The following is a 24,027-nucleotide window of genomic DNA, read 5'->3' as shown; positions in this document are numbered from 1 at the left end:
TTAATAATGAATAATGAATAATTATGCGCAACATCATTGCCATCGTGAAGCACCTGTGTTAAAAGTATTATTAATTATTCATTATTAATTCTTAATTGAATTTCGCGGCAGGCGGTGTCCAGCAGGGATGTCAGCTCCTGTAATTTGTTGTGCACAATACGTTTGTCCGTCGCTTCCTGTGCCGCCTTCTCCAGGTCGCGGGTCATTTCCAGGGCATTGGTAATGGGCACGATGCCCAGGCTGGATTTAATCCGGTGCGCCAGGAAGGCCACCTGGTCCCATTGTTCTTGCCGGACCGCTTCCTCCAGCTCCTGTCTGTTGAGCGGCATGATATTGAGAAATTCCTGTAGCATTTCTTTAAAATAATCCGGGTCATTGAACACCACGCTGCGCAGGTGGTGGAAGTCCACTACTCCTGCTGGCGGTATTTCCGTTGCTTTCTGAAGGGGGGAGCCATCTTCCGGTATCGGCATTGGATAGTTATTTAGGTGTATTGTAATAGGATTGCCCAGGTGATCTAATATTTTCATGAATAGCTCTTCCGGCACAAACGGTTTGGAAATATAATCATTCATACCGGCTTCCAGGCATTTTTCCCGTTCCCCCTTGATGGCCGCCGCCGTCATGGCGATAACCGGGGTGCGAATGCCTTTGCTCCGCAGCAGGATGGTGGTGGTATACCCGTCCATTTCCGGCATTTGTATATCCATAATAATGCAATCATACGTTTTATGCTGCAGGTAGTCCAGCACTTCTTTACCATCGGCGGCAATATCTACGCTGGCCCCTGCTTTGCTTAAGGTATTGAACACCACTTTCTGGTTAATGGTATTGTCTTCTGCCACCAGGATGGTCCTGTCCTGCAATACCCGGGGCAGTACAGGAGGAGCGGTTTTTTCGCCGGGCATGGCTTCCTGCAGGAACAGGTTTTTAGTGAAGGGAATTTCAAAGGAAAAGCAGGAGCCTTCGCCTTCCTTGCTTTTAACATGGATAGTGCCGCCCTGCAGCGCTACCAGCTCTCTTGTAATGGCCAGCCCCAGGCCGGTACCGCCGTATTGGCGGGTGTGCTCTGCATTGGACTGCGTAAAGCTTTCAAAGATGATGTGCAGCTTGTCCTCCGGTATGCCGATGCCGGTATCGCTCACCTCGAAGTATAAACGTACCTGGGTGTTATGGGTTTCCTGCAGCCGGCAATGCAGCAGGATGGCGCCGGAGGGGGTGAACTTGATGGCGTTTTCCACGAGGTTCACCAGTACCTGCGTCAGGCGTACGGGATCGCCCAGCAGTTGGTCCGGCACATCGTCCGCTATGTCCAGGGAATAGTGCAGGCCTTTTTGCCGGGCCTGGTGCTGCAGGGGGAACAGTGTTTTTTCTATTACTTCCCGCAGGTTGAACGCGATCTGTTCCATGATCATTTTCCCGGAACGGATCTTGGAGAAGTCCAGTATTTCATTGACGATGGCCAGCAGGTTGTTGGCGGACTGGCGGGTGGCCTGGATGTATTCCTTTTGTTCCGCCGTGAGCGGTGTGCCCAGCAGCAGGTTGGTCATGCCGATGATGCCGTTCAAGGGTGTCCGGATCTCGTGGCTCATATTGGCCAGGAATACTTCCTGCAGCCGCCTGGCCTCCTCAGCGGCGGTGCGGGCGCTGATCAGCTCCTGCTCGTATTTCACCCTTTCTGTAATATCCTTTACCACGCACTGGTATCCCTTCATTTCCCCGTTCTTATAAACGAGCATTACTTCCTGCTCCACCCATTTCCGTTCCCCGGTTTTGGTAACGATCTCGAACTCCACCTGGGTGCGGGGCACTTTATCTTCCACCTGCTTAAGGTAAAAAGCCTTGAGCCGCTCATAGGTGGGGGCGTCCAGGTTCACGGAATAGTGCCGGTTCAGCAGCTCCTCGTCCGTGTAGCCCGTCAGTGCAGCGGCCTGTTTGCTGATAAAGGTAAAATAGCCGCCCCGGTTGCAGGTGTACATGAGCACGTGGGTGGTCTGGATCAACTGCCGGTATTTATGCTCGCTTTCCCGCAGGTTTTTCTCGGTACGCTCCCGCAGCAGCATGTCGCGGTTCAGCCACAGGAGGGCTACAATATAAAGAATGAAGGCGCAAATACCCGCCAGCAGGGAAACCCTTTCCGTGAACAGCAGCCAGGTAAAGCATGCGGTGCTGACGAGAAACAGGATCAGGATTGGTTTTTTAAGCTGCTTCATTAGGACAATTCAGGCATGACTGACTTGAAAAAGAAATAAATTACGCTATTTGAGGGGAAATTGTTCAACATTCCATTAGATTTGCCTAATATTCTTTTGCCTAAGCCGTTATAAATTTGTGAAACCTAGCATGATAAACATTCCTTATAAGGGGTATGTCATTGCAGAATTCAATAAGGCCTGTAAAAAAGATAAACGCTCGACGAATGAAAAAAATACTTTTTACCATTGGGTTAATGGCGATCTCTTTTAGTGTTTTTTCCCAGGGAGCCATGAACAAGGCGATGACCTCTGTTTCGCATTCCAGGGATTTTCTGGTTATTTCGCTTACTTATGACGGCTGGGCCAGCAAGCCCGACAGCGTGGGCACCGGTTTTAACCGGGGCTTCAATATCGCCTTCATGTACGATTTTCCCATCAGTAAAACCAAGATGAGCCTGGCCGCCGGCCTGGGCATTGGCACCAGTGGCGTCATGCTGCCGGACCATGAGCTGAATATGGACGACGGCACAACCGATGTGGCCAGGGTTTCCGCCACAGACGATTATAGCAAATACAAGGTAGCCACCACTTACCTGGAGCTGCCCCTGGAGCTGCGCTACCGCAGTGTGCCGGACAATGCCAATAAAGGCTTTAAGGCGGCGCTGGGCGTGAAGATCGGCAACCTGGTGAACGCGCATACCAAAGCCCGCAGCAACCTGGGCGGGGCCAAGCATACGGTAAAAGAAGCCAATAAGCGTTTCTTCAACTCCTGGCGCTACGCAGCCACGGCGCGCATCGGCTATGGCAACTTTGCCCTGTACGGTTCCTATAATCTGAACGGCCTGTTCAAAGACAATGGCAGCAATCTGGCAGACATAAGACCGTATTCTATCGGTATTGCCATCAGCGGATTATAATTATAATGAGCAGATATGCACCCGTGCATATCTGCTCATTATATCATCTTACTTTCCTTTGAATCCCGGTTTCCGCTTCTCCATAAATGCCTGCACGCCTTCTTGATAATCTTCTGAGCGGCCGGCAATTTCCTGGCAATAGGCCTCGTAGTCCAGTACGGCATCCAGGTTTTCCGTCATTCCTTTAGTGAGCAGTTTTTTCATCAGCCCGATGGCTTTGGTGGGCGCATGGGCGTAAAACTCCGCTTCCGCCTGTACGGCCGCATCCAGTTCCTCCGGTTTTACCACCCTGTTTACCAGCCCCAGTTGCAGGGCTTCCGCCGCACTAAGCCTGGAGGCTTTGGTGGCCATTTCAAAAGCCCGGTGGTAGCCGATGGTGCGGGGCAGGAAGTAGGAGGAGCCGGAATCCAGCACCAGGGCAATATTCACGAATATCTCTATCAGCGTGGCGGTTTCGCTGGCAATGACCAGGTCGCAGGCCAGCGCCAGGGAACAACCGGCCCCTGCCGCCACCCCGTTCAGCCTGCAGATAACCGGCTTGGGCATATTGCGGATGGCGCGGATAATGGGATTGTAACGCTTGTGCAGCGACTCGCTGAAGCTGCGGTTACCCGCTTCCGCGGAAGCTTTCAGGTCCTGCCCGCTGCAGAAGGCCTTGCCGGCGCCGGTGAGCACCACTACCCGTACTTCCGCGTCCTTTTCCACCTGCTTCAGTGCATCCTGCAGTTCGTAGCTCAGGGGATCATTAAAAGCGTTGTACACCTCCGGGCGGTTGAGGGTAATGGTGGCAATGCCGTTTTCAGAGTGAAGGGTCAGATGATCCATAGTTTTTAAAGTGTTTCCTCCAGCCATTTAAAGAATTCCCGCTGCCATACCAGCGCGTTCTGCGCGCTCAGCACCCAGTGGTTCTCTTCCGGGAAATACAGCAGCTTACTTTTGAGGCCTTTTAGCTGCGCCAGTTGGAAGGCCTGCAGCCCCTGCTCTATGCCTACCCGGAAATCCCGGCCGCCCTGGATGACCAGGATGGGCGTGTTCCATTTATTGGCAAAATTGCTGGGATTGAATTCCTGGTAGCTTTTGTTATTGGCCGCATCCCACCAGGCGCCGATGTCCCAGTTGGCGAACCACAGCTCTTCCGTGGTGCCGTACCAGCTTTTCAGGTCAAACAGTCCATCGTGTGCGATGAAGGTTTTGAAACGGTTATTGTGCACCCCGGCCAGCATATATACGGAATAACCACCGTAGCTGGCGCCTACTGCTCCGAGCCGGCTTTTATCTACATAAGGTTCCTGGCTTACGGCATCAATAGCGCTCAGGTAGTCGCGGATGGGCTGGCCGCCCCAGTCCTTGCTGATGGAGGCGTTCCATTCCACGCCGTGCCCCGGCATGCCCCGGCGGTTGGGCGCTACCACGATGTACCCCTGGGAGGCCATTAACTGGAAATTCCAGCGGTAGGAGTAGAATTGCGAGAGGGGCGCCTGCGGCCCGCCCTGGCAATACAGCAGGGTAGGATATTTTTTGGCAGGATCAAAATCCGGGGGAAATATCACCCAGGTCAGCATCTCCTTGCCGTCTGTGGTCTTTATCCAGCGTTTTTCAATTTTACACAGGCCGATCTTATCATATACTTCCTTGTTCACGGAGGTCAGCGGCTGCGGTTCTCCGCCGGAAAGGCCTACGGTAAACAGCTCGGTGGCATGGTTCATATCCGTGCGGGACACTACCAACTGGTTGTCCGCCTGCCCTGCAAAGCCGGTGATGTCAAAATCTCCGCTGGTAAGCTGGCGTATATGTTTGGCCGTAGTGGCGGCCATGTCCTTTTGCAGCGAGATGGCGTGGAGTTGCTCCGTGCCCTTTACAACGGCCAGGAAGAACAGTTGCTGTCCGTCGTTGCTCCAGCGGATGGCGGCAGCCGTGCCGTCCCAGTCCCTGGTAAGATTGCTGATCTTCCCGCTGTTGCGGTCCATCACCACAATATCATTCTTGTCTGCCTCATAGCCATCGCGGGCCATGCTCAGCCAGGCCAGGTAGCGGCCATCGGGGCTGAAAGCGGGCGCCATATCATAACCGGGCATGCCTTCCGTGAGGTTGCGGGTGCTGCGGGCAGCCAGGTTGTATTCGTAAATGTCCGTGTTGGTGCTTACGGCATAGTCCTTCCCGGATTTCTTTTTGCATACATACAGGATGCTTGTACCATCGGGGCTCCAGATCATGTCTTCCGCGCCGCCAAAGGGCATTTGCGGGCAATCGTAAGGTTCGCCTTCCATGATATCCACCGGCGTACCGGTTTGCCCGTTATCATAGGTGGCATAAAACACGTGCTGGAAGCTGCCGTCCTCCCAGGTATCCCAGTGCCGGTAGTTCAGGTTATCATATATCTGTACGTCGGATTTTGGGAGGTCCGGGTAAAAATCGCTGCCGCTTACTTTGCGGAGCTTCACTTCCTTTGAGAAAAGGATATGCTTACCATCCGGCGAACGGCGGATGTTCTGCATGCCGTCCTGTACGTTGGTTTTCTGTACGGCGCCGGAGCCGTCCGCGTTCATTTCCCACCACTGGCCTTTATAGGCGTAGCCTATCTGCCCGTCCTGCAGCGCCGCTACGCCTCCTTCGGCGCCGGGCTGCTGCGTGATCTGCCGGGCCTCGCCGCCGGCCAGGGGAATGGCATACAGGTTCTTTTCACTTTTATTCTCCGCGATATTGTACCGCGTTACGCCGTAAATAACGGTCTTACCATCTGCCGTCACTGTTTCGCCGCTTACCCTTCCCAACTGCCAGAGCAGTTCGGGCGTCATTTTATCCTGTGCCATAGTCATAGTAGAGAACAGTAATCCTGTCAGTAAAAATGGTTTATACATTGTTGTAACCTTTTTGGATGGTTAAATGTAGGAAAAATAGCGTAAGCCGGCTCCGCAGCGCGGGGTAGTCTGTACACTCTGGCCGGGATTCACTAATTTTGCCAAAATTTTCATCAATATTGTTAGAGAAGAAACAAGTAGTACAGCAGGAAGAGAAAGCGGTGATCGTAGGATTGATTCACCAGGAGCAGTCGGAGCGCCAGGTACAGGAGTACCTGGATGAGCTGGCCTTCCTGGCGGAAACGGCCGGTGCGGTAACGGTAAAGCGGTATACGCAGAAGCTGGCGCACCCGGACCGGGCCACTTTTATCGGGAAAGGAAAACTGGAGGAGGTACGGCAGTTCATCAGCGGCCGTGATATATCATTGGTGATATTTGACGACGAGCTGACGGGCTCGCAGATCTCCAACATTGAAAAGGTGCTGAAGGTAAAAGTAATTGACCGCAGCGACCTTATACTGGACATTTTTGCACGGCGCGCCCGCACCGCGCAGGCCAAGGTACAGGTAGAGCTGGCCCAGTACCAGTACATACTACCCCGCCTGCGTGGCATGTGGACACACCTGGAACGCCTGGGCGGCGGTATCGGCACCAGGGGCCCCGGTGAAACGGAAATAGAAACGGACCGCCGTATCGTAAAGGATAAGATATCCCTGCTGCGCAAGCGCCTGGCGGAAATAGACAAGCAGTCGCTGACCCAGCGAAAGGAACGGGGCGAATATATCCGCGTGGCGCTGGTAGGTTATACCAACGTAGGCAAGAGCACCATCATGAACCTGCTCAGCAAAAGCGAGGTGTTTGCCGAGAACAAGCTGTTTGCCACGCTGGACACCACCACCCGCAAGGTAGTATTTGAGCAGACGCCTTTCCTGCTGAGCGATACCGTAGGGTTTATCCGCAAGCTGCCCCATCACCTGGTAGAGAGCTTTAAATCCACCCTGGACGAAGTGCGTGAAAGCGATATCCTGCTGCATGTAGTGGATATTTCCCACCCGCAGTACGAGGACCAGGTGGAGGTAGTGAACCGTACCCTGCAGGAGCTGAAAGCGTTTGACAAGCCCACCATCATGATCTTTAACAAGATGGACCTGTATGAAGAGCAGACCTTTGACAAATGGCTGGCCCCGGAAGTGAAGCAGGACATGCTGCGGCAACTGAAGGAAAGCTGGGACCTGCGCACGCATGGTAACAGCGTGTTCATATCCGCCCTGGAAAGACGCAACATCGACGAGCTGCGCAAGACCATCATGGAGAAGGTGGTGACCCTGTACCGGGAGCGGTACCCGTACAAAACGGAGTATTTTTATTGATGATCGTATATGGCTAAACAATACAACTGGCATAAAATAGGCGATGCAGCAGACCTTATTGCAGCGGAGAACGAGATCACGGTGCTGGAAGTGAGCGGGAAAAAGATCTGTTGCGCCCGGCACCAGTCACAATTATACGCCTTTGCCTACAAGTGCCCGCATGCCAGTGGTATTATGGGCGACGGGTTTATAGACGACGCAGGGAATGTAGTATGCCCTATACACCGCTACCGCTTCAGCATGAAGAATGGCTATAACAGCAGTGGAGAGGGTTACTACCTGAAAACCTACCCGGTGGAGCAGCGGGCCGACGGCATTTTTGTGGGTATGGAGAAGAGCGGCCTGTTTGGATGGCTGTAGCGGGGCGGCCCCCCTTGTGAACTGCCAATAGTTTTTATGATCTCCAATACGAACGAAAGGCAGGTAAGCTTACTGGTTATCGGCCTCCTTATTTTCATGAATTTTACCGGTCTCAACATCACTATCCTGGAGCCGGACGGCGCGCTGTACGCCGGTATTGCCAAGCACATGGCGCAGCACAATGATTACTGGAACCTGTTTGCGGACGGTCATGACTGGCTGGACAAGCCGCATTTCCCCTTCTGGATGGCCGCCCTTAGTTTTGAAGTATTCGGGTATACCACGGCGGCGTACAAGTTGCCCGCTATTTTGTTCCTGCTGATGGGCGCTTTGTACACTTACCTGTTTGCCCGCCACCTGTATAATGAAAAGACCGCCCGCTGGGCCGTGTGCATCCTGCTGACGGCGGAGCACCTGGTGATCTCCAATAATGATGTACGGGCGGAGCCTTACCTGACGGGGTTGATCATAGCCGGTGTGTACCATTTGTACCGGAGCCAGCGCAGTATTTTTAACTATCATGTGGTGCTGGGCGCCCTGTTTACCGCCTGCGCCATTATGACCAAGGGGCCTTTTGCCCTGGTGCCGGTGGGCGGCGCCATAGCGGGGCACCTGGTATTTACGCGGCAGTGGAAACAGTTGCTGCACGTACGCTGGCTGCTGGCCGCGCTGCTGATAGCCGTGTTCATTACGCCGGAACTGTATGCACTGTACCAGCAGTTTGACATGCACCCGGAGAAGGTGGTGTTTGGCCGTACCGGTGTTTCGGGCATCCGGTTCTTTTTCTGGGACAGCCAGTTCGGGCGGTTTATGAACACCGGGCCTATCAAGGGATCGGGCGATCCTTTCTTTTTCTTTCATACGGTGCTGTGGGCCTTTTTGCCGTGGTCCATATTGCTGTATGCCGCGGTGATCGTGTTCATTAAAAAGCGCCGGCTGGCCACGGAGTATTATTGCATCAGCGGGGCGCTGCTTACTTTTGCGCTGTTCTCCCTGTCGCGCTTCCAGTTGCCACATTACCTGAATATCATATTCCCCTTTTTTGCCATACTGACCGCCCAGTATATCCTGTCGCTCAGCAGTGCGAAGGGCCTGCAATTCTACCGGGTGACGCAGTATACCATTATGGTCATTGTGGCGGTGGCCATTGTGGGGCTAAGCGTGCTGTACCAGCCGGTGCTGAACTATTACGCCCTGTTCTGCATGCTGCTGGGGCTTTTGCTGTTCCTGCTGCTACCCCGCTGGTTAGAGAGCGGCACCGGCGCCCTCGTATTTTTCCGCACCTGCGCCGCCAGCCTGGTGCTGAACATTTTCCTGAACCTGGTAATGTACCCGGATATGATGCGCTACCAGAGCGGCAGCACTGTGGCCCGGTACGTAAACGTACGTTTCCCCGGCGTGCCGGTAAGCTTCTGGAAAGCGCACTCCTACGCCCTGGAGTTTTACCTGGACGCCCCGGTGCGCCGTTATGACAATACTAGTCTGCGCCAGGCGGTGGCTGCGGAGCCGGTATTGCTGTACACCACCCCGGAGCATACGGATACCTTACAGCAGCAGGGGTACAATTGCCAGGTAATAAAGGAGTTCCCGCAGTTCTATATCAGCAAGCTGGACCTGCCTTTTGTGAATCATGCTACCCGTAGCAGCGCTTTGCAGCGGCGCTGGCTGGTATGGGTGCAGCCGGGGAAGACGGCTTGGGCGGGGAAGTAGGAGGGGACTTTAAGACTGGCTGACGTATTTTGAGACGGGATGAAGTGCTAAATATTCTTTTAACACCGGGGAACGGGATTTTGTGCTTGTTTTTGGGAGAAAATGGTGCGGCGCCAGCGTAGATTTGTGGCTGCTGCGGGGTTTCTTTAAAAAAAACAGCAATAGATTTTGCAAAATTCAAAAATTGCCTATTTTTGCAATCCCAAATGAAACCGAGCATACTAAACTTTTATTATAAAAGTGCCGTGTTAATGCGAGGTATTCAGGGATGAAATAGGAATATTCCTCCTTAGCTCAGTTGGTTAGAGCATCTGACTGTTAATCAGAGGGTCGCTGGTTCAAGTCCAGCAGGGGGAGCAGGAATAACAATAAATATTTAGGAGGCTACCTTAGGGTAGCCTTTTTAATTTTCAAACACCCCAGTAAAGCGGTAAGTGTTTGTAATAAAAGAGATATATTGTCTTAATCAAACCAGACATTTTTCTTTTGTGTCGAATATTTACGAGTATCAAAGATACCCTTATCTTTATAAGCTTTAAGAAAGCTAAATAATGCCATCCTTTAAAACAGACGAAAGCTTTTTAGAAAAGATTTCTTTGGGAGCCATTGGTACACAACGGGTCTTTCACAGGTTATTTGAGCTTGGCCATAAACCAATTGAACTTGAAAGAGGTTCAATGAATTATAAAATTTGGAAGAAGATTAAGATTAAAAGAATCAGGGTGCCAGATATTATCTGTGTTAATAGTGGAATAAGGATTGAATCGCGGGCCAAATCAAAACTTGAGATCACGATGTCCCATTCATTAAGTGATCCGGAGCGCGGATGGGATGCGGGTTTAAAGGACGAAGATTTTGTAGCCTTAATTGGATGTAAAAAGGGAGAGCGCTCACCCATAGATTGGCAACCAATAGGACCAGTACAATTCATATCCGTCAAGGAGCTAAGAGATTCATATAAAAGGGGCGAGGTAGTTACAGAAAAGCCAAAAGGTGCTCAGGAAGGCTCCGAGGTGAGAGTTACATGGCCCTCCTGCATCGCAAAGAATAATCTAAGAATCGAAGAAATCACTGAGGGAAAGATAACAGGTATCCCCCCTGAGGGAAGAAGAACCCTTTGGAGATTGAAAAAAAGTAAGACTGGAGTAGATATAACTCTTAAACCCCTGGTGCAACCCGGGCAGGATGTTTTAGAAAATCAAATTATAGCAGCTACTGTTTCAGTTTATTTGGATATTCCTCAAAAGGTAGTGGACTCAAACTATTTTATAAATAATCTTACTAACCTTAATCACAGTGAACGGTATGCTGCAGCAAAGGCGCTCCGTTACTTTGAGGGAAAGAGTATAGTAGATGCTTTAAAAAAGAGGATATCTGATTCGGAAGAGCATATTTATATTCAATTAGAGGCGGCAGCGAGTCTGGCAATTCTTGGAAATGAAGAAGGCTTTTCATTTATTGAGAGGAGCCTAAAGAGCGAGTATCTTCAGCATGTTTTGGAAACAGTTATTGTGCTGGCAGAAGTTAGGTCACCAAGGGCCTGTGAGCTGTTGTGTGAGATTCTACTAAATGATAATTACGATGCCGAAATTAGAGCAGGAGCTGCCTGGGCATTAGGAGAACAAAAAAGTAAAGGGACATTGGACGCACTAATTTCAAGTTTTAATGCATTTGATGAAAATATAAGAATAGAGGCAGCAAGAGCCTTGGCGAAAATGACGCAGAGTTATAGTAGCGATTTGCTGGAGAAATTTGCAGACGCCAGCCCGATTGAAAAACCTGGAGTTGCCTGGGCACTAACGAAATCAACTTCAATAACTTTGGATCAGCTATTAGCAAGTATGACTGATACGGACTCGAGGCACTGGATAACGTATATCCTGGGAATACAAGGACAGGAACGATACATACAGGAAATCGAGAAAATCATGCATCATGACTCCGAGGTTTATTTTGCCGTGACGCTGCTTTGGAAAATAACGACTAGCTGGATTCATGAGCTTAAAGAATATTAACAATGTTTGAAAAATTTTTATATAGCACCGGTTTGGGGAAAGCAATTGTAGGAGACTCACTATCATTGATGAAAGAGCTGCCTGACGGCTCCGTTAATCTTGTTATCATATCACCTCCTTTTGCGCTTCAAAGGCAAAAGGAGTATGGTAATAAAGCTCAATCAGAGTATATTGATTGGTTATTGAACTTTACTAAGGAGATTAAACGAATTCTTACAGAAGACGGCAGTTTTGTAATTGATTTAGGGGGGGCTTATGAAAAGGGCATACCTGTTAGGTCTCTCTATAATTTTCGATTCTTAATAAGAATGTGCGATGAACAAGGCTGGAAGCTTGCAGAGGAGTTCTTTTGGTATAATTCTTCAAAGTTACCTTCACCAATAGAATGGGTGAACAAGAAAAAAATTAGAGTGAAAGATTCTGTGAACACTGTTTGGTGGTTCTCAAAATCCGAATTTCCAAAGGCAGACGTTCGTAAAGTTTTGACTGAATACTCTGATAGAATGAAGAAATTAATTAGTAATAGTGCTAAATACTACACACCAAAGAAAAGACCTTCGGGACATGATATAAGCGCTAGTTTTGGTAATGATAACGGTGGGGCGATCCCTTCAAATTTACTACAGATCCCAAACTCTGAAAGCAATTCTCAATACCTGCGCTACTGTAAGAAGTTAGCTTTGCAAGCGCACCCAGCTCGTTTCCCTGCAAAGTTGCCAGAATTTTTTATTAAGTTTCTTACCAACGAAAATGATTTGGTGCTGGATATTTTTGCCGGCTCAAATACAACAGGTTGGGTTGCTGAGCAATTGAACAGGAAATGGCTTGCATTTGAATTGGATCATCAATATTTGTCTGCATCGGTTCTTCGTTTCTTGCCTGAAGATGATGTCGATCATCAAAATAAGTATAAGGCTCTTGCCAAATGCTCAACAGCAGGACTAAATCTTAGTTCCTTTAAGAAACAAATAAAGCGTTTTGAAATCCAAAATGAAGTGCAAACGTCCATGAACACCTAATCAGTGAAACCCGCATCGGTTTGACTATTCCTTCACGGCAATTCCTTGTCCGGAATCAATACTTTCCTGGAACAGCTTGCCAATAAATGCTTCTGCCGTGCCTTCTCACATCTTTTTTAATAGGTGGCTGCATTTCTAATCGTACCTTTTTTTGTATAATTTCCAATCATGAAAAACACACCCAACCCAAATTCCACGCTAAAAAAACTTTTCCTAGCCACCCTCCTGCTTACCATTTCCACCGTCGCCACCGCTCAGCAGGCCCTCCCCGCCTGGGCCTTCGGACCATTCATCCGCCCGGCAGGTGTAAACCCGGTGCTTTCCCCGGACCCCAAGACCACCTTCCCGGACCCGATGAGCGGTAAACAGGTGGCATGGGAGGCCGGCGATGTATTCAATCCTGCGGCCGTAAAAAAGGACAGCAGCATTTATGTGTTGTACCGGGCAGAAGATCAGTCAGGTATAGGCATTGGCAAACGGACCTCCCGGCTGGGCATGGCGGAAAGTAAGGACGGGCTTCACATGAAACGCCGGTCCGCCCCGGTCCTTTACCCGGACAAGGACAGCCAAAAGGTGTTTGAATGGCCCGGCGGCTGCGAAGATCCCCGCATTGCCGTAACGGAAGACGGCACCTATGTGATGCTGTACACGCAGTGGAACAGGAAAGTGCCGCGGCTTGCCGTCGCTACATCAAAGGACCTGGTACACTGGACCAAACATGGCCCCGCCTTTTATAAGGCTTACGGCGGCAGGTTCAAAGACCTCGCCAGCAAATCGGCTTCCATTGTTACCAAACTGGTGAATGGCAGGCAGGTGATCGTAAAAGTGCAGGGAAAATACCTGATGTATTGGGGCGAAAGATTTATGAACATCGCTACTTCCGATGACCTGGTGAACTGGCAGCCAATGTTGAATGAGGCCGGTGAGCTGAAAGCCGTGATATCACCCAGGAAGAATTATTTTGACAGTGATCTTACGGAATGCGGTCCACCGGCTATTATTACGGATAAGGGCATCCTGGTGTTATATAACGGCAAGAACAAGGCCGGTGAAGGCCGGGACGAGCGCTATACCGCTAATACCTATGCGGCGGGACAGGTGTTGTTTGACCTGGCTGACCCTGCCAAAGTGATTGCGCGGCTGGATAAGCCATTTTTTGTACCTACGGAGTCATTTGAAAAAAGTGGCCAGTATCCCGCGGGAACCGTGTTTGTCGAAGGCCTGGTGTATCACCGCAATAAATGGTTCCTGTACTATGGCTGTGCCGACAGCCGGGTAGCGGTTGCTGTTTACGATCCGGGTGATTAACTTTAACGCCCATTACAAGTAACACAATATGCCACGCATCCTTTCAAACAACGTCGTCAATAGTAAAGCTGCCAGCCTGTTCCTTTTGCTCGCCCTGTCATTCCCGGTTTTTTGTTTGGCGGTTGCCGAACATCAAAGCGGCTTCCGGTATGAAGCGCCGGGCAGGAATACCTTAATCCCAACCAACAGGGAGGATAGCAGCCGGCGGAAAGAAAACCCGGTGATCCCGGGCGATCTTGCCGATCCTTCTGTTATCCGGAAGGGCGATGTCTACTACGCCACGGGAACATCATCAGAATGGGCGCCTCATTTTCCACTGTTTCAGTCCAGGGATCTCCTGCATTGGCGGCAGATCGGCTATGTATTTTCTCAAACGCCTGCCTGGGCATCAGCTTCGTTTTGGGCGCCGGAGCTTTTTTACTGGAAGGGTACTTACTACGTGTATTATGTAGCCCGGAAAAAAAGTGATGGTATTTCCTGCATCGGTGTGGCTACTTCAAAGGACCCGGCGAAAGGATTTACAGACAGGGGTATTCTGCTGGAGTTTGGAAAGGAAGCAATTGATCCTTTTGTGATAGCCGAAGATGGCCGCTTGTACATGACCTGGAAGGCCTATGGCCTGGATGAGCGGCCCATAGAGCTGCTGGTTGCCCGGCTTTCGGACGATGGTTTAAAAGTGGATAGCGCACATTATACCCTGCTGCGGGATGATGAGAAGAAAGGGCTGGAAGGGCAGTGCCTGGTAAGGAGGAATGGGTACTACTACCTGTTCTATTCTGTGGGCAACTGTTGCGGCCGCGGTTGCAGTTACGAGGTGGAAGTAGCACAATCGGCATCGCTGCTGGGGCCATACACGAAATTTCCAGGCAACCCGGTATTCTCTGAAACAGCAGACTGGAAATGCACCGGCCATGGTACCATCGTAACCTCCAAAGAAGGGAAGGACTTTTACCTGTATCATGCTTACAGCAAAACGGATGATGTATATACGGGAAGGCAGGGTATGCTGGGGGAACTGCGCTGGGATGCGCAAACAGGCTGGCCCCGCATCCGGCCATTGGGAGAAAAGGCAGGTACGATTAAGAATTTCCGGGACGACTTTTCAAAGACAGCTTTGTCCTACGCCTGGCAATGGGATTTCCGCAACAGCGCACCACGTGTAAAGATCGAAAAGGGAAATCTGTCGCTATCCGGGCTACCGGGTGTCGGTAACCGCACCGGTACTGTCCTCACGGTTCGCCCGCTTGATGGCGATTATGAAATATCGACGGAGGTAGCCAACCATAATGCTTCGCTGAAAGGCCTGGTCCTGTATGGCGACGCCGGCCAGTCCGTAGGGGTGGGCGTTAAGAATGATACGGTACAGGTTTGGGAAGTAAAGAAGGGCGAAAGATCCGTTTTGCAGGAGTCAGTAATTCCACGAGGCGAACATCTGCAGTTAAAAATGAAGGTTGAAAAAGGCTATCAATGCCGGTTTTACTGGAGCAAAGATGGAAATACCTGGAACCCATTGAAAACAGGTGAGGTCTACTATAACGGTGAGTTTTTACCACCCTGGGACCGTAGCCCGCGGCCGGGACTGATGCACCAGGGCGCGGTAGCGGCACCGGCTGATTTCAGTTATTTCGAGATGAGGTACAGGTAGCCAGCCGGTACGGAATCTTTTTTCGGTTATTGCCTGGCAGCCGGGCCTGCCTGAATTTTGTGCCAACAAAAATGCACAACAATGATCGAACATCCAACCGGCCAACGACCTGCTGAGAAGATCACGCACCAGCCAAAAACAAAGAATAATACCAGTAAGTCTGCCGTACTAAAACCGGATCGGGCGGATATCATCCCATTCCTCCTTTGGGCCACGATCGTATTCCTGACATGGCTCTTTATGCATGGCGCGGACCATTTCCTCGAACTGACGCCTGAAGCGCTGGGAAAGTACTTCAGCCTGCGATGGGTGCTTATAGCCCATATCACGGGTGGCGGCGGCGCGCTGGTGCTCGGCCTGGTACAGTTCTGGCCTAAGCTCCGGAATTATAGCTGGAAGGTACACCGGGTCATAGGGATCCTTTACCTGCTGGCTATCCTGCTGAGCAGCACCTGTGCCATGATACTGGCCTTTACTACTGCGTATGAGGTGAACTGGGCCTATGCCTTTTCCGTGCAGGTATGGGCAGGCGTCTGGATCAGCGCCACCGCCATCGCCTATTATACGGCCATTAAAAAGAAGTTTAAGCTGCACCGGGAATGGATGACCCGGAGCTATATTGTTACGCTGGCATTCATTATTTCAGGGCTGTCATTGAAAACGCCTTTTGTGCAGGGGCTCGGCAGTTTCGAAGACATATCGCCCTCCTTTTTCTGGTTGGGCTGGGCAGTGCCCCTGTATGTGTATGAAATTATCCTGAGCAGTAAAAGAAAGGCGTAGCAGGAGCAATATCATTGCCGCTCATTCCATATCCATATAGGCTTCGGCCAGTTTTTCCCTGACCTGTTCTTTGTAGGTGTCTCCCCACTTGTTGAGCTGCCGTACAATCGGTACAATGCTTTCGCCCAGCTCCGTTAGCTGGTATACGCTGTACAATGGAAACCCTTCGCCGGTTTCCCTGGTGACAACGCCCAACTCCAGCAGCTCGCTGAGCTGTATGTCCAGTACCCGGGCGCTGGCTTCCGGCACCTGCCGGTGTATTTCACTGGGGCGGTTGTAGCCCCTGTAAACAGCATCGATGATACAGGGCTTCCACTTGGCGCCGAATACCCGCATGGCAACCGTGATGCCACAATCCAGGTCGTCTTTGATCTTTTTGGTTTTTTTCCCGTACATAGCAATATAAATTTAAGCGTTTCCATACGAAAAGCGATACCGAAAAATTTTTCGGTATCGCTTTTCATACCTCCGCTCATCACCTGGATAATGCTGCAAATTCCGCTTCGCTCAATGTAATTTCCGCGGCTTTCATATTCTCCGCCAGGTGGTTCAAAGAGCTGGTGCCGGGTATCAGCAAAATATTGGGAGAGCGCTGCAGCAGCCATGCCAGCGCTATCTGCGCCACGGTAGCCTGGTGCGCCCGGGCAATATCACTGATCTTGCCGGCCAGGGCCTGCGGGCCGGAGGCCAGCGGGAACCAGGGTATGAAGGCCATGCCCCGCTTCGCTGTGTAATCCACTACGGCTTCCCACTGCCGGTCGCCCAGGTTATACAGGTTCTGCACGGATACAATGGGCACTGTTTTTTCCGCTGCTTCGATCTGCGCGATCGTTACTTCAGACAAGCCTACATAGCGGATCTTGCCGGCTGCTACCGCGTCGGCCACCGGCCCCAGTGACTCTGCTACCGGCACATCGGGATCAATGCGGTGCAGTTGCCAGAGGTCTATGGTATCCGTTTTCAGCCTTTTGAGGCTGCCTTCAATATTCTCCCGGATAAAATCCGGGTGGCCGTTAGGCACCCACTGGTTGGGGCCGGGCCGTTTAAAGCCGCCTTTGGTGGCAATGACCAGCCCTTCTTTGTAAGGATACAATGCATCTGCTATCAGGGTTTCATTAAGCCGGGGACCATAAGCCTCCGCGGTGTCAATGAAGTTCACGCCGGCTTCTACGGCGGCCTGTAATACTTTTTTGGCGTTTTCGCGGTCGGCTGCTTCGCCGAACACGCCATTGCCGGTCAGTTGCATGGCGCCGTACCCCAGGCGGTTAATGATAAGGTCGCCCCCCAGGGGGTAGCTAAGCTTTTGTGCTGTGATTGTTGACATATCTGTAATTTTTTAGATGAACATTCAGGGTACAAATACCGTGTCAAAGGTGGCGCTAAATTTCACAGCAATGGTTGTCAAAAACAAAGCACTTCTTATGAATTTCAAAGATAGGCGCGCACTGGGGCAGGATCAGCTTTTGTGCTGACCGGTGTCATGGGCCGCCGGCGGCTGCCGGCCGCGCGCCCATAACAGGAGCACTATCATGGCCGGTAGTCTCACGATGTTACCACGGGGTTGCCTCCTTTTACCCATTCGTTCATGCCCCCTGAAAAATTCAGCACATTCTTAAACCCGTTCTTTGCCAGCAGTGAATAGGCAATGGTAGCCCGGTCGCCGCCCTGGCAATGGATCACTACGGTCTTGTCCCGGCTGATCTTGTCCAGGTTTTGCCGGAGGGTGCCGGCAAATACATTTTGCGCGCCTTTTATGTGGCCGCTTTTATATTCCACTTCGCCACGCAGGTCTACCAGTTGTATATTATTGTTGCTGTACAGTTCCCTGAATTCCTCCAGCGGAACTACCCTGGCCTGGTCCAGCGTGCCGCCGGCAGCCGTCCATACTGCCGTGGACGGGATGTAGCCATAGATATTGTCCAGTCCTATGCGCATCAGTTTCCGGGTAAGGTCTTCCAGTTGTGATGGCGCTGCCAGCAACAGGAAAGGTGTTTCATAATCCAGCAGCCAGCCGGCCCAGGTGTTGAAGGAATCATTGTGCTGGATATTGATGCTGCCCGGTATATATCCTGCGGCAAAATCCTTTTTGCTCCGGGTGTCTATCAAAGTGTAGCCCTTCTCCAGCGCCGCTTTGAGCGCTGTGCTGTCCAGCTCTTTGAGCTGGGGCACCGCGGTCAGCAGCGGGCGGTCCACCTTATTGAGCTTTTTCATCATGGCGAAGTACTTCGGCGGTTCCGGCTGGTCTGTCAGCAGGTACTTCACAAAGCCTTCTTCATCATTCATATACCGGAAAGCCCAGTTGCTTATTTTCTCATAGCCTACCGTGGTGCTGGGCACGGCGCCCAGTGCTTTACCGCAGGCAGACCCGGCGCCGTGGCCCGGCCACACCTGCACAAAATCCGGCAGGGCGGCAAACTTCTTAATGGATTGATACATCTGCCGCGCGCCCGGCTCCTGCGTGCCGGAGATGCCGGCCGCTTTTTCCAGCAGGTCGGGACGGCCGATGTCGCCCACAAATACAAAGTCGCCGGTAAACAGCATCACGGGAACATCCGTAGCGGCGTTATCCGTCAGCAAAAAGCTGATGCTTTCCGGGGTATGCCCGGGCGTATGCATTACTTCAATACGGAGCTTGCCCACTTTGATGATGTCGCCATCCTTTACGCCATGATGCGGGAAGGCGTATTGCCAGTCCGGGCCGCCTTCGTCGGAGAGGTACAGCTCCGCGCCGGTAAGCGCTGCCAGCTCCCGGGAGCCGGCCAGGAAATCGGCATGGATATGCGTTTCCAGTATATGCGTGATCCGCATGTTCTGCTGTTGCGCCATCTCCAGGTATACATCCACATCCCTTTTGGGATCTATTACGGCAGCTACGCCTGCCTGCTGACACCCGATAAAGTAACTTGCCTGCGCAAGTGTGGGGTCGTAAATATGCTGAAAGTACATATGTTGGTTTTTTTAGTTCAGGATCAAATGCTTTTAGTGATCAGCCATTGGAAAGATCAGCTCTTTTACAATAATGTAAATGCCCATGGCCAGCACAAACCAGCCGAAGCCTTTTTGCAGCCCCCCGGACGGTATCTTGTTGCTGATCATGTTGCCGATAAAGATGCCTGCTACTGCCAGCGCGGTTACGCCCAGCAACAGGCCCCAGTCCATCGCGCCATGTCCCAGGTCGCCGGTAAAGCCGATCAGCGATTTGGCCGCAATGATCAGCAGTGAAGTGCCTACCGCCTGCTTCATGGGCAGCTTGCTGAGCAGCACCAGCGCGGGGATGATGAGGAAGCCGCCGCCAGCCCCTACCAGCCCGGTGATCACACCCACTACCGTACCTTCCAGCAGGATCATCGGGTAATTGAAGTGTTGTTCGCCGGCTGCCTGCCTGGCCGCCTTTTGCTTGTTCCGGATCATGGACACGGAAGTAAATACCATTAGCAGGGCAAAGAGGATCATCATCAGCAAGGGCTTGGTAATGGTTAGCCCGCCAATGGTGAACAGCGTGGCGGGAATGGCCGGTACAATGAATGCCCGGGTGGCATACACCGCCGCAATGGAAGGCAGCCCGAAAATGACGGCCGTCTTCAAATTGATCTCCCCGCTTTTCTTTTTCTGGAAAGTGCCCACCAGGCTCGTGGCGCCCACAATGAACAGTGAATACGCCGTGGCGGCCACCGGTGCTACGCGGAACAGGTATACCAGTACAGGCACCGTGAGGATGGAGCCGCCTCCGCCTATCAATCCCAGCGAGATGCCTATTAACAGCGATGCGATATAACCAGCTATTTCCATGGTTGGTGAATTTTACAGCACAAAGGTGACCGTTATCCGGCGCTTTAACTGTGACTTCTGTCACGTGCGAAGGTCTTTTACGGGGCAGGTTTTTTTAATGACAGGTGTTATGCGCAACAATGATTATGATCAGTGCAGGCGGGCCGGTATCGCTTTATTGAATATGCGGTATGCTCCCCTGTAATTACCGGTAAATTTCCGTCTGGCTCCTGGTAATGTCCTGGTCCATCACATAAACTGGGGATGCCGGCTCCGCGAAAATATTGAACAAGCCGGACCAGTACATACCGGCTGTAAACACAAGCAGCAGTTCTTCCGGCCGCGTGCCGGCGATAAAGGTAAATGGTGAGGATGGCCGCTGCGGCGCTACATATTCCGGGAAAAGCAGCAGCATGCCTGCATAGTAGAACAGGCATAGCAGCAGGAAGAAAGCGCTTTGCAGGCTCATTTTCTTTTTCAGGTCGGGCCGGTAAAGCAATACCGCCACTGCGCCCAGGGCCAGGGCAATGCTGCCGCAATAGACCCGGTTTAGCGGGGTGGCCACCATCAGCAGGGGAAATAATACCAGGGGAGATAACAGCAGGTAACGGCGCAGCGCTATGCTCCGGTAAAGCTTTTTCATGATGCACGCATTCGGTTAAAGTGATCGTACAGGGGCTTGCAGGTAACGCAAAAGTACCGCCCTGTTACCGCCAGGGAAATGATGTGCATCAAACGTTCATATGATTGTGGTCAACCCGGCGGCCTTACAGTTGCTGCACCTGTTTCCAGATGTCCTCATTCACCAGCACGCCTTCCCTTTCGCTCCGGAGGCGTTTTTTCAGCGTATTCTCACCGGGATAGGAGATATGCCCGCCTGGGCTGGCAGGGGTGCTGCCCTGGATATTATTCAATATTTCGGTGACCAGGGCCGTATGCATGTCCGGCCGGTGCAGGCAAATGAAACACTGGGATACGCCATATTCCTTTTTGTCGGCGGTTATTCTGGCGGTAGAACGGCCGCCGCTCAGCGCCGTGAGCACCACATCCAGCACCAGGGCCAGGCCGGAGCCTTTCCAGAAGCCGATGGGCAATGCCCGCTTGCTTTGCCGGATGGCTGCAGGATCGGTGCTGAGCTGCCCTGCCGTATCATACCCGCCGGCTACCGGCAGCGCCTCCTGTTTTAATTCATGTTCCTGCATTTTGCCGTAGGAGAACTGGGACATGGCCATGTCCAGCACAATATGCCCTTTTTCATAAGGCACGGCAATGACCAGGGGATTATTGCCCAGCACCGGTTCTGTTCCGCCCCAGGCGGGCATGCCGGCAATAGCGTTGGTAAAGCAGATGCCGATGCATCCCGCATCTGCCGCCTGCCAGCCATAGGTGCCGCCCCGCATCCAGTGGTTGGTATTTTGCATGACCACGCCGCCTATGCCGTTGGCCTTTGCCAGCTCAATAGCACGGTTCATGGCCAGGGTGGCGTTATACATGCCGGGGCCCAGGTGCCCGTTCCAGGTTTCAAGGATGCCGTTCCTTTCCTGCAGCGCAGGTTCCACCGCAGGCTGCACCAGCCCTTCCTTTACATACTGCACAAATACGGGGAAGCGGTTCAGCCCGTGGGAATGCACACCGTCGCGGCTGTTGCTGGCAAATATGCGGGCGCACAGCGCCGCTTTTTCTTCCGGGAAATTGAGCTGCAGCAATACGCTTTTAAACGCCTGTTGCAGTTGTTCAAATGGTATCCGTATCATGGTCCGCAAATTACATTGTGCCATTTAAACTACTACTTTTTTCTAGCTTTGCAGGGCTTTTAAAACAAACGGATCTCATGCAGGGCAAACAGTTGAGTAGATCGGACACGCTTTTTATGGCAGCCTGCTCCGGCCTGGTGGTGGCAAACATCTATTACTGCCAGCCATTGCTGGTGCTGATCGCCAAAGATTTTAACATACCGGAAAGCCGTGCCGGCCGCATAGCCTGGCTTACCCAGACAGGATACGCCTGCGGCCTGCTGCTGCTGGTGCCGCTGGGCGATATTATGGAGCGGCGGAAACAGATCCTCCTTTGCATGGTGGCCACTACCGGGTCACTGGCGCTGTCGGCATGGTCGCCCACCTTCGGGGTATTGCAGGTAGCGGCCTTCCTGGTAGGGGCCAGCTCCATTTCCGCCCAACTGATACTGCCGCTGGCTGCGCACCTGGCGCCGGATAACAGGCGGGGCAGCGTGATCGGCACTATCATGGGCGGCATTATTGTAGGCATCCTGGCGTCCCGCTCCGTGAGCGGCAGTTTAGGCGCCGTTTTCGGGTGGCGGGAAATATACTACATCGCCGCCGGTATCGCTGCCGTGCTGCTGGTGCTGATGCGCTGGCGGTTCCCGCAAAGCTACCCTTCCTTTAAGGGCAGCTACGGGCAACTGATGGCATCCATCCTGTATTATATCCGCACACAGCCTGCGCTGCGACAGGCATCATTCCGCAACTTCATGTCGTTTGCCGCGCTCAGCTCCTTCTGGGTAACCATGGTGCTGTTCCTGTCCGCCCCGCCGTTCGGCTATCAAAGCGCTACTATCGGCCTGTTTGGCCTGGCCGGCGCCGCCAGCGCCCTGGCTTCGCCGCTGGTAGGCAAGCGCAGCGACGGGCAGGGCGCCCGCATGAATATATGGATAGGACTGGTCATGGAGCTGCTGAGCTTTGCCGCGTTCTATTTTACCGGCAGCAGCCTCTTTTTGCTGGTACTGGGCATTATCCTGGTAGATGTGGGGCACCAGACCATCCAGATCTCCAACCAGACCATCATCTACTCCATTTTGCCGGAAGCGCGCAACCGCTTCAATACCGTATTTATGACCAGCACCTTCATTGGTGGGGCCTGTGGCTCCGCTATCGGCATCGGGCTGTGGAATATCGGCCACTGGCCCCTGTTCTGCGCCGGTACGGCGCTGATGGTGCTCATCAACGTGATCGTTACCGCTACTGTATCTGCAAAACCCTGAATTTTTATCCATTTTAGCGATCTCATCATTTTTTTCTGCCATACGCATAACATTTTGAACTATGTGAGCGTTTAAGAGGGCAAATATCCATATCTATGAAAACCAGCAAGACCTTACTGTTAGCAGTAGCCATGTTCCTGTGCCTGTTTTCCTGTTCCAGGTCGGAAAAATTGGCTCCCTTAAAACCCGTTACAGAAGAGCAAAAGATATCCCCCGCCGTGATCGACTACCGGGAGGAGATGCGGAATTTCGTGATCGGGATCAGCGAATATGCCAAGGCGCAGCACCCACAGTTCGCCATTATTACCCAGAACGGGATAGAGCTGATCACTACCAGCGGGGAGAGCGACGGCACCCTGTCCCAGGCCTATATACATGCCATAGACGCCGTGGGGCAGGAAGATCTTTTCTTTGGCTACACGGACGATAATGTGCCTACGCCTGCGGAGGACAACGCTTACCTGCGTGCGTTCCTGGACAGGATCAAGGCGGATAAAAAGGTGCTGGTCACCGACTACTGTTCCGGGCAAACGAACATGAACAGATCCTACAGCTCCAATAACAGCAACGGCTATATTTCCTTTGCCGCTGATCACCGGGAGCTGGATAATATCCCGTCCTACCCGGCACAACCCTATGGTGTGAACAGCAATGATATTACCTCCATCGCACAGGCAAAGAACTTCCTGTATCTCATTAATCCGCAGAACTATTCCACGAAGGCCCGGTTTATCAATGCAGTAAAGGCCACCAATTATGACGCCATCATTATGGACCTGTTCCTGGATACGAACGATCCATTCACCGCAGCAGAGATCGACCAGCTAAAGGTGAAGGCCAATGGTGGCCGCCGCATGGTGATCTGCTACCTGTCCATCGGGGAGGCAGAGCGCTACCGCTATTACTGGCAAAGCAACTGGACAGTTGGCAACCCGTCCTTTATCCGCGCAGAAGATCCCTACTGGTCGGGCAATTATTATGTGGAGTACTGGAATGCAGGCTGGAAAAACATTATTTCCGGCACTGACACCTCCTACCTGAAAAAAGTCCTGGACAGCCATTTCGATGGCGCTTACCTGGACATTATTGATGCCTTTGATTTTTTTGAGAACATTTGACAAATGTGAGCGCCGTTCATCTATTT

Annotated in this window: 20 protein-coding genes and 1 tRNA gene; 12 read left to right on the top strand and 9 right to left on the bottom strand. The window is 52.1% G+C overall.

What is annotated here, in order from left to right; translation table 11 throughout:
* Positions 1 to 74: 74 nt before the first annotated feature.
* Positions 75 to 2,213: an ATP-binding protein gene (locus tag LX66_RS04645; protein ID WP_145710718.1), complete on the bottom strand. Its 2,139-nt coding sequence runs from the start codon at positions 2,211 to 2,213 to the stop codon at positions 75 to 77.
* Positions 2,214 to 2,419: 206 nt separating this feature from the next.
* Between LX66_RS04645 and LX66_RS04640 the strand changes: the two genes are divergently transcribed.
* On the top strand, positions 2,420 to 3,112 hold the full coding sequence (locus LX66_RS04640; protein WP_158642535.1) for a porin family protein: 693 nt from the start codon (positions 2,420 to 2,422) through the stop codon (positions 3,110 to 3,112).
* 48 nt (positions 3,113 to 3,160) lie between these two features.
* Here LX66_RS04640 and LX66_RS04635 read toward each other — a convergent pair whose 3' ends face one another.
* Both LX66_RS04635 and LX66_RS04630 read right to left on the bottom strand, forming a co-directional pair.
* On the bottom strand, positions 3,161 to 3,937 hold the full coding sequence (locus tag LX66_RS04635) for an enoyl-CoA hydratase-related protein (RefSeq protein WP_145710716.1): 777 nt from the start codon (positions 3,935 to 3,937) through the stop codon (positions 3,161 to 3,163).
* Between the two features lie 5 nt (positions 3,938 to 3,942).
* The gene (locus LX66_RS04630; RefSeq protein ID WP_244620292.1) at positions 3,943 to 5,928 is read right to left on the bottom strand and encodes a S9 family peptidase; all 1,986 of its coding nucleotides are present in this window, start codon (positions 5,926 to 5,928) and stop codon (positions 3,943 to 3,945) included.
* A 161-nt stretch (positions 5,929 to 6,089) separates the two neighbouring features.
* Here LX66_RS04630 and hflX point away from each other — a divergent pair, with 161 nt between their 5' ends.
* From hflX to LX66_RS04585, 9 genes are all read left to right on the top strand, one after another.
* Positions 6,090 to 7,280 carry a GTPase HflX gene (gene hflX, locus LX66_RS04625; protein ID WP_145710714.1) on the top strand — a complete coding sequence of 397 codons (1,191 nt, stop codon included), beginning with the start codon at positions 6,090 to 6,092 and terminating at the stop codon, positions 7,278 to 7,280.
* 9 nt (positions 7,281 to 7,289) lie between these two features.
* Positions 7,290 to 7,640: a Rieske (2Fe-2S) protein gene (locus LX66_RS04620; RefSeq protein WP_145710713.1), complete on the top strand. Its 351-nt coding sequence runs from the start codon at positions 7,290 to 7,292 to the stop codon at positions 7,638 to 7,640.
* Between the two features lie 36 nt (positions 7,641 to 7,676).
* Positions 7,677 to 9,350 (top strand): ArnT family glycosyltransferase, encoded by a 1,674-nt coding sequence (locus tag LX66_RS04615; RefSeq protein WP_145710712.1) that lies wholly within the window; start codon positions 7,677 to 7,679, stop codon positions 9,348 to 9,350.
* Positions 9,351 to 9,633: 283 nt separating this feature from the next.
* A tRNA-Asn gene (locus tag LX66_RS04610) sits at positions 9,634 to 9,707 on the top strand.
* A gap of 194 nt (positions 9,708 to 9,901) precedes the next feature.
* Positions 9,902 to 11,365 carry a HEAT repeat domain-containing protein gene (locus LX66_RS04605; RefSeq protein WP_145710711.1) on the top strand — a complete coding sequence of 488 codons (1,464 nt, stop codon included), beginning with the start codon at positions 9,902 to 9,904 and terminating at the stop codon, positions 11,363 to 11,365.
* Positions 11,366 to 11,367: 2 nt separating this feature from the next.
* Positions 11,368 to 12,384 carry a DNA-methyltransferase gene (locus LX66_RS04600; RefSeq protein ID WP_145710710.1) on the top strand — a complete coding sequence of 339 codons (1,017 nt, stop codon included), beginning with the start codon at positions 11,368 to 11,370 and terminating at the stop codon, positions 12,382 to 12,384.
* 168 nt (positions 12,385 to 12,552) lie between these two features.
* Positions 12,553 to 13,692: a glycoside hydrolase family 130 protein gene (locus tag LX66_RS04595; RefSeq protein WP_145710709.1), complete on the top strand. Its 1,140-nt coding sequence runs from the start codon at positions 12,553 to 12,555 to the stop codon at positions 13,690 to 13,692.
* 115 nt (positions 13,693 to 13,807) lie between these two features.
* Entirely contained in the window at positions 13,808 to 15,337 is a 1,530-nt protein-coding gene (locus LX66_RS04590; protein WP_158642534.1) for a family 43 glycosylhydrolase, read from the top strand.
* Between the two features lie 81 nt (positions 15,338 to 15,418).
* Positions 15,419 to 16,117, top strand: a complete 699-nt coding sequence (locus LX66_RS04585; protein ID WP_145710707.1) for a DUF2306 domain-containing protein — start codon at positions 15,419 to 15,421, stop codon at positions 16,115 to 16,117.
* Between the two features lie 21 nt (positions 16,118 to 16,138).
* On the opposite strand, the gene LX66_RS04580 is transcribed toward LX66_RS04585, so the two are convergent.
* From LX66_RS04580 to yiaK, 6 genes are all read right to left on the bottom strand, one after another.
* On the bottom strand, positions 16,139 to 16,513 hold the full coding sequence (locus tag LX66_RS04580) for a winged helix-turn-helix transcriptional regulator (protein ID WP_145710706.1): 375 nt from the start codon (positions 16,511 to 16,513) through the stop codon (positions 16,139 to 16,141).
* Positions 16,514 to 16,592: 79 nt separating this feature from the next.
* Positions 16,593 to 17,441, bottom strand: a complete 849-nt coding sequence (locus tag LX66_RS04575) for an aldo/keto reductase (protein WP_145710705.1) — start codon at positions 17,439 to 17,441, stop codon at positions 16,593 to 16,595.
* A gap of 218 nt (positions 17,442 to 17,659) precedes the next feature.
* Positions 17,660 to 19,063: an MBL fold metallo-hydrolase gene (locus LX66_RS04570; RefSeq protein ID WP_145710704.1), complete on the bottom strand. Its 1,404-nt coding sequence runs from the start codon at positions 19,061 to 19,063 to the stop codon at positions 17,660 to 17,662.
* 33 nt (positions 19,064 to 19,096) lie between these two features.
* Complete coding sequence (locus LX66_RS04565; protein WP_145710703.1) at positions 19,097 to 19,906, bottom strand: sulfite exporter TauE/SafE family protein; 810 nt, start codon at positions 19,904 to 19,906, stop codon at positions 19,097 to 19,099.
* A 184-nt stretch (positions 19,907 to 20,090) separates the two neighbouring features.
* Positions 20,091 to 20,528, bottom strand: a complete 438-nt coding sequence (locus LX66_RS04560) for a hypothetical protein (protein ID WP_145710702.1) — start codon at positions 20,526 to 20,528, stop codon at positions 20,091 to 20,093.
* Between the two features lie 124 nt (positions 20,529 to 20,652).
* Positions 20,653 to 21,639 (bottom strand): 3-dehydro-L-gulonate 2-dehydrogenase, encoded by a 987-nt coding sequence (yiaK, locus tag LX66_RS04555; RefSeq protein WP_170232340.1) that lies wholly within the window; start codon positions 21,637 to 21,639, stop codon positions 20,653 to 20,655.
* 77 nt (positions 21,640 to 21,716) lie between these two features.
* On the opposite strand from yiaK, the gene LX66_RS04550 reads away from it, so the two are divergent.
* Positions 21,717 to 22,883, top strand: a complete 1,167-nt coding sequence (locus LX66_RS04550) for an MFS transporter (protein ID WP_211365994.1) — start codon at positions 21,717 to 21,719, stop codon at positions 22,881 to 22,883.
* Positions 22,884 to 22,978: 95 nt separating this feature from the next.
* A complete protein-coding gene (locus tag LX66_RS04545; RefSeq protein ID WP_145710701.1) occupies positions 22,979 to 24,001 on the top strand; it encodes an endo alpha-1,4 polygalactosaminidase in 1,023 nt (340 codons plus the stop codon).
* Positions 24,002 to 24,027: the final 26 nt, after the last annotated feature.

It is taken from the genome of Chitinophaga japonensis (assembly GCF_007830125.1).
In the GTDB taxonomy this organism is placed as follows: domain Bacteria; phylum Bacteroidota; class Bacteroidia; order Chitinophagales; family Chitinophagaceae; genus Chitinophaga; species Chitinophaga japonensis.
The sequence above is the reverse complement of the archived record's forward strand: the minus strand, read 5'-3'. Positions and strand labels throughout refer to the sequence as shown.

What these genes read in the sequence shown, in the direction of transcription:
- LX66_RS04630 (WP_244620292.1), bottom strand. Translation starts at nt 5,928, where the DNA reads ATGACTATGGCACAGGATAAAATGACGCCCGAACTGCTCTGGCAGTTG.
- LX66_RS04550 (WP_211365994.1), top strand. Translation starts at nt 21,717, where the DNA reads ATGCAGGGCAAACAGTTGAGTAGATCGGACACGCTTTTTATGGCAGCC.
- LX66_RS04600 (WP_145710710.1), top strand. Translation starts at nt 11,368, where the DNA reads ATGTTTGAAAAATTTTTATATAGCACCGGTTTGGGGAAAGCAATTGTA.
- LX66_RS04580 (WP_145710706.1), bottom strand. Translation starts at nt 16,513, where the DNA reads ATGTACGGGAAAAAAACCAAAAAGATCAAAGACGACCTGGATTGTGGC.
- LX66_RS04615 (WP_145710712.1), top strand. Translation starts at nt 7,677, where the DNA reads ATGATCTCCAATACGAACGAAAGGCAGGTAAGCTTACTGGTTATCGGC.
- LX66_RS04605 (WP_145710711.1), top strand. Translation starts at nt 9,902, where the DNA reads ATGCCATCCTTTAAAACAGACGAAAGCTTTTTAGAAAAGATTTCTTTG.
- LX66_RS04645 (WP_145710718.1), bottom strand. Translation starts at nt 2,213, where the DNA reads ATGAAGCAGCTTAAAAAACCAATCCTGATCCTGTTTCTCGTCAGCACC.
- LX66_RS04565 (WP_145710703.1), bottom strand. Translation starts at nt 19,906, where the DNA reads ATGGAAATAGCTGGTTATATCGCATCGCTGTTAATAGGCATCTCGCTG.
- LX66_RS04595 (WP_145710709.1), top strand. Translation starts at nt 12,553, where the DNA reads ATGAAAAACACACCCAACCCAAATTCCACGCTAAAAAAACTTTTCCTA.
- LX66_RS04570 (WP_145710704.1), bottom strand. Translation starts at nt 19,063, where the DNA reads ATGTACTTTCAGCATATTTACGACCCCACACTTGCGCAGGCAAGTTAC.
- LX66_RS04560 (WP_145710702.1), bottom strand. Translation starts at nt 20,528, where the DNA reads ATGAAAAAGCTTTACCGGAGCATAGCGCTGCGCCGTTACCTGCTGTTA.
- LX66_RS04575 (WP_145710705.1), bottom strand. Translation starts at nt 17,441, where the DNA reads ATGTCAACAATCACAGCACAAAAGCTTAGCTACCCCCTGGGGGGCGAC.
- yiaK (WP_170232340.1), bottom strand. Translation starts at nt 21,639, where the DNA reads ATGATACGGATACCATTTGAACAACTGCAACAGGCGTTTAAAAGCGTA.
- LX66_RS04640 (WP_158642535.1), top strand. Translation starts at nt 2,420, where the DNA reads ATGAAAAAAATACTTTTTACCATTGGGTTAATGGCGATCTCTTTTAGT.
- LX66_RS04620 (WP_145710713.1), top strand. Translation starts at nt 7,290, where the DNA reads ATGGCTAAACAATACAACTGGCATAAAATAGGCGATGCAGCAGACCTT.
- LX66_RS04585 (WP_145710707.1), top strand. Translation starts at nt 15,419, where the DNA reads ATGATCGAACATCCAACCGGCCAACGACCTGCTGAGAAGATCACGCAC.
- LX66_RS04635 (WP_145710716.1), bottom strand. Translation starts at nt 3,937, where the DNA reads ATGGATCATCTGACCCTTCACTCTGAAAACGGCATTGCCACCATTACC.
- LX66_RS04545 (WP_145710701.1), top strand. Translation starts at nt 22,979, where the DNA reads ATGAAAACCAGCAAGACCTTACTGTTAGCAGTAGCCATGTTCCTGTGC.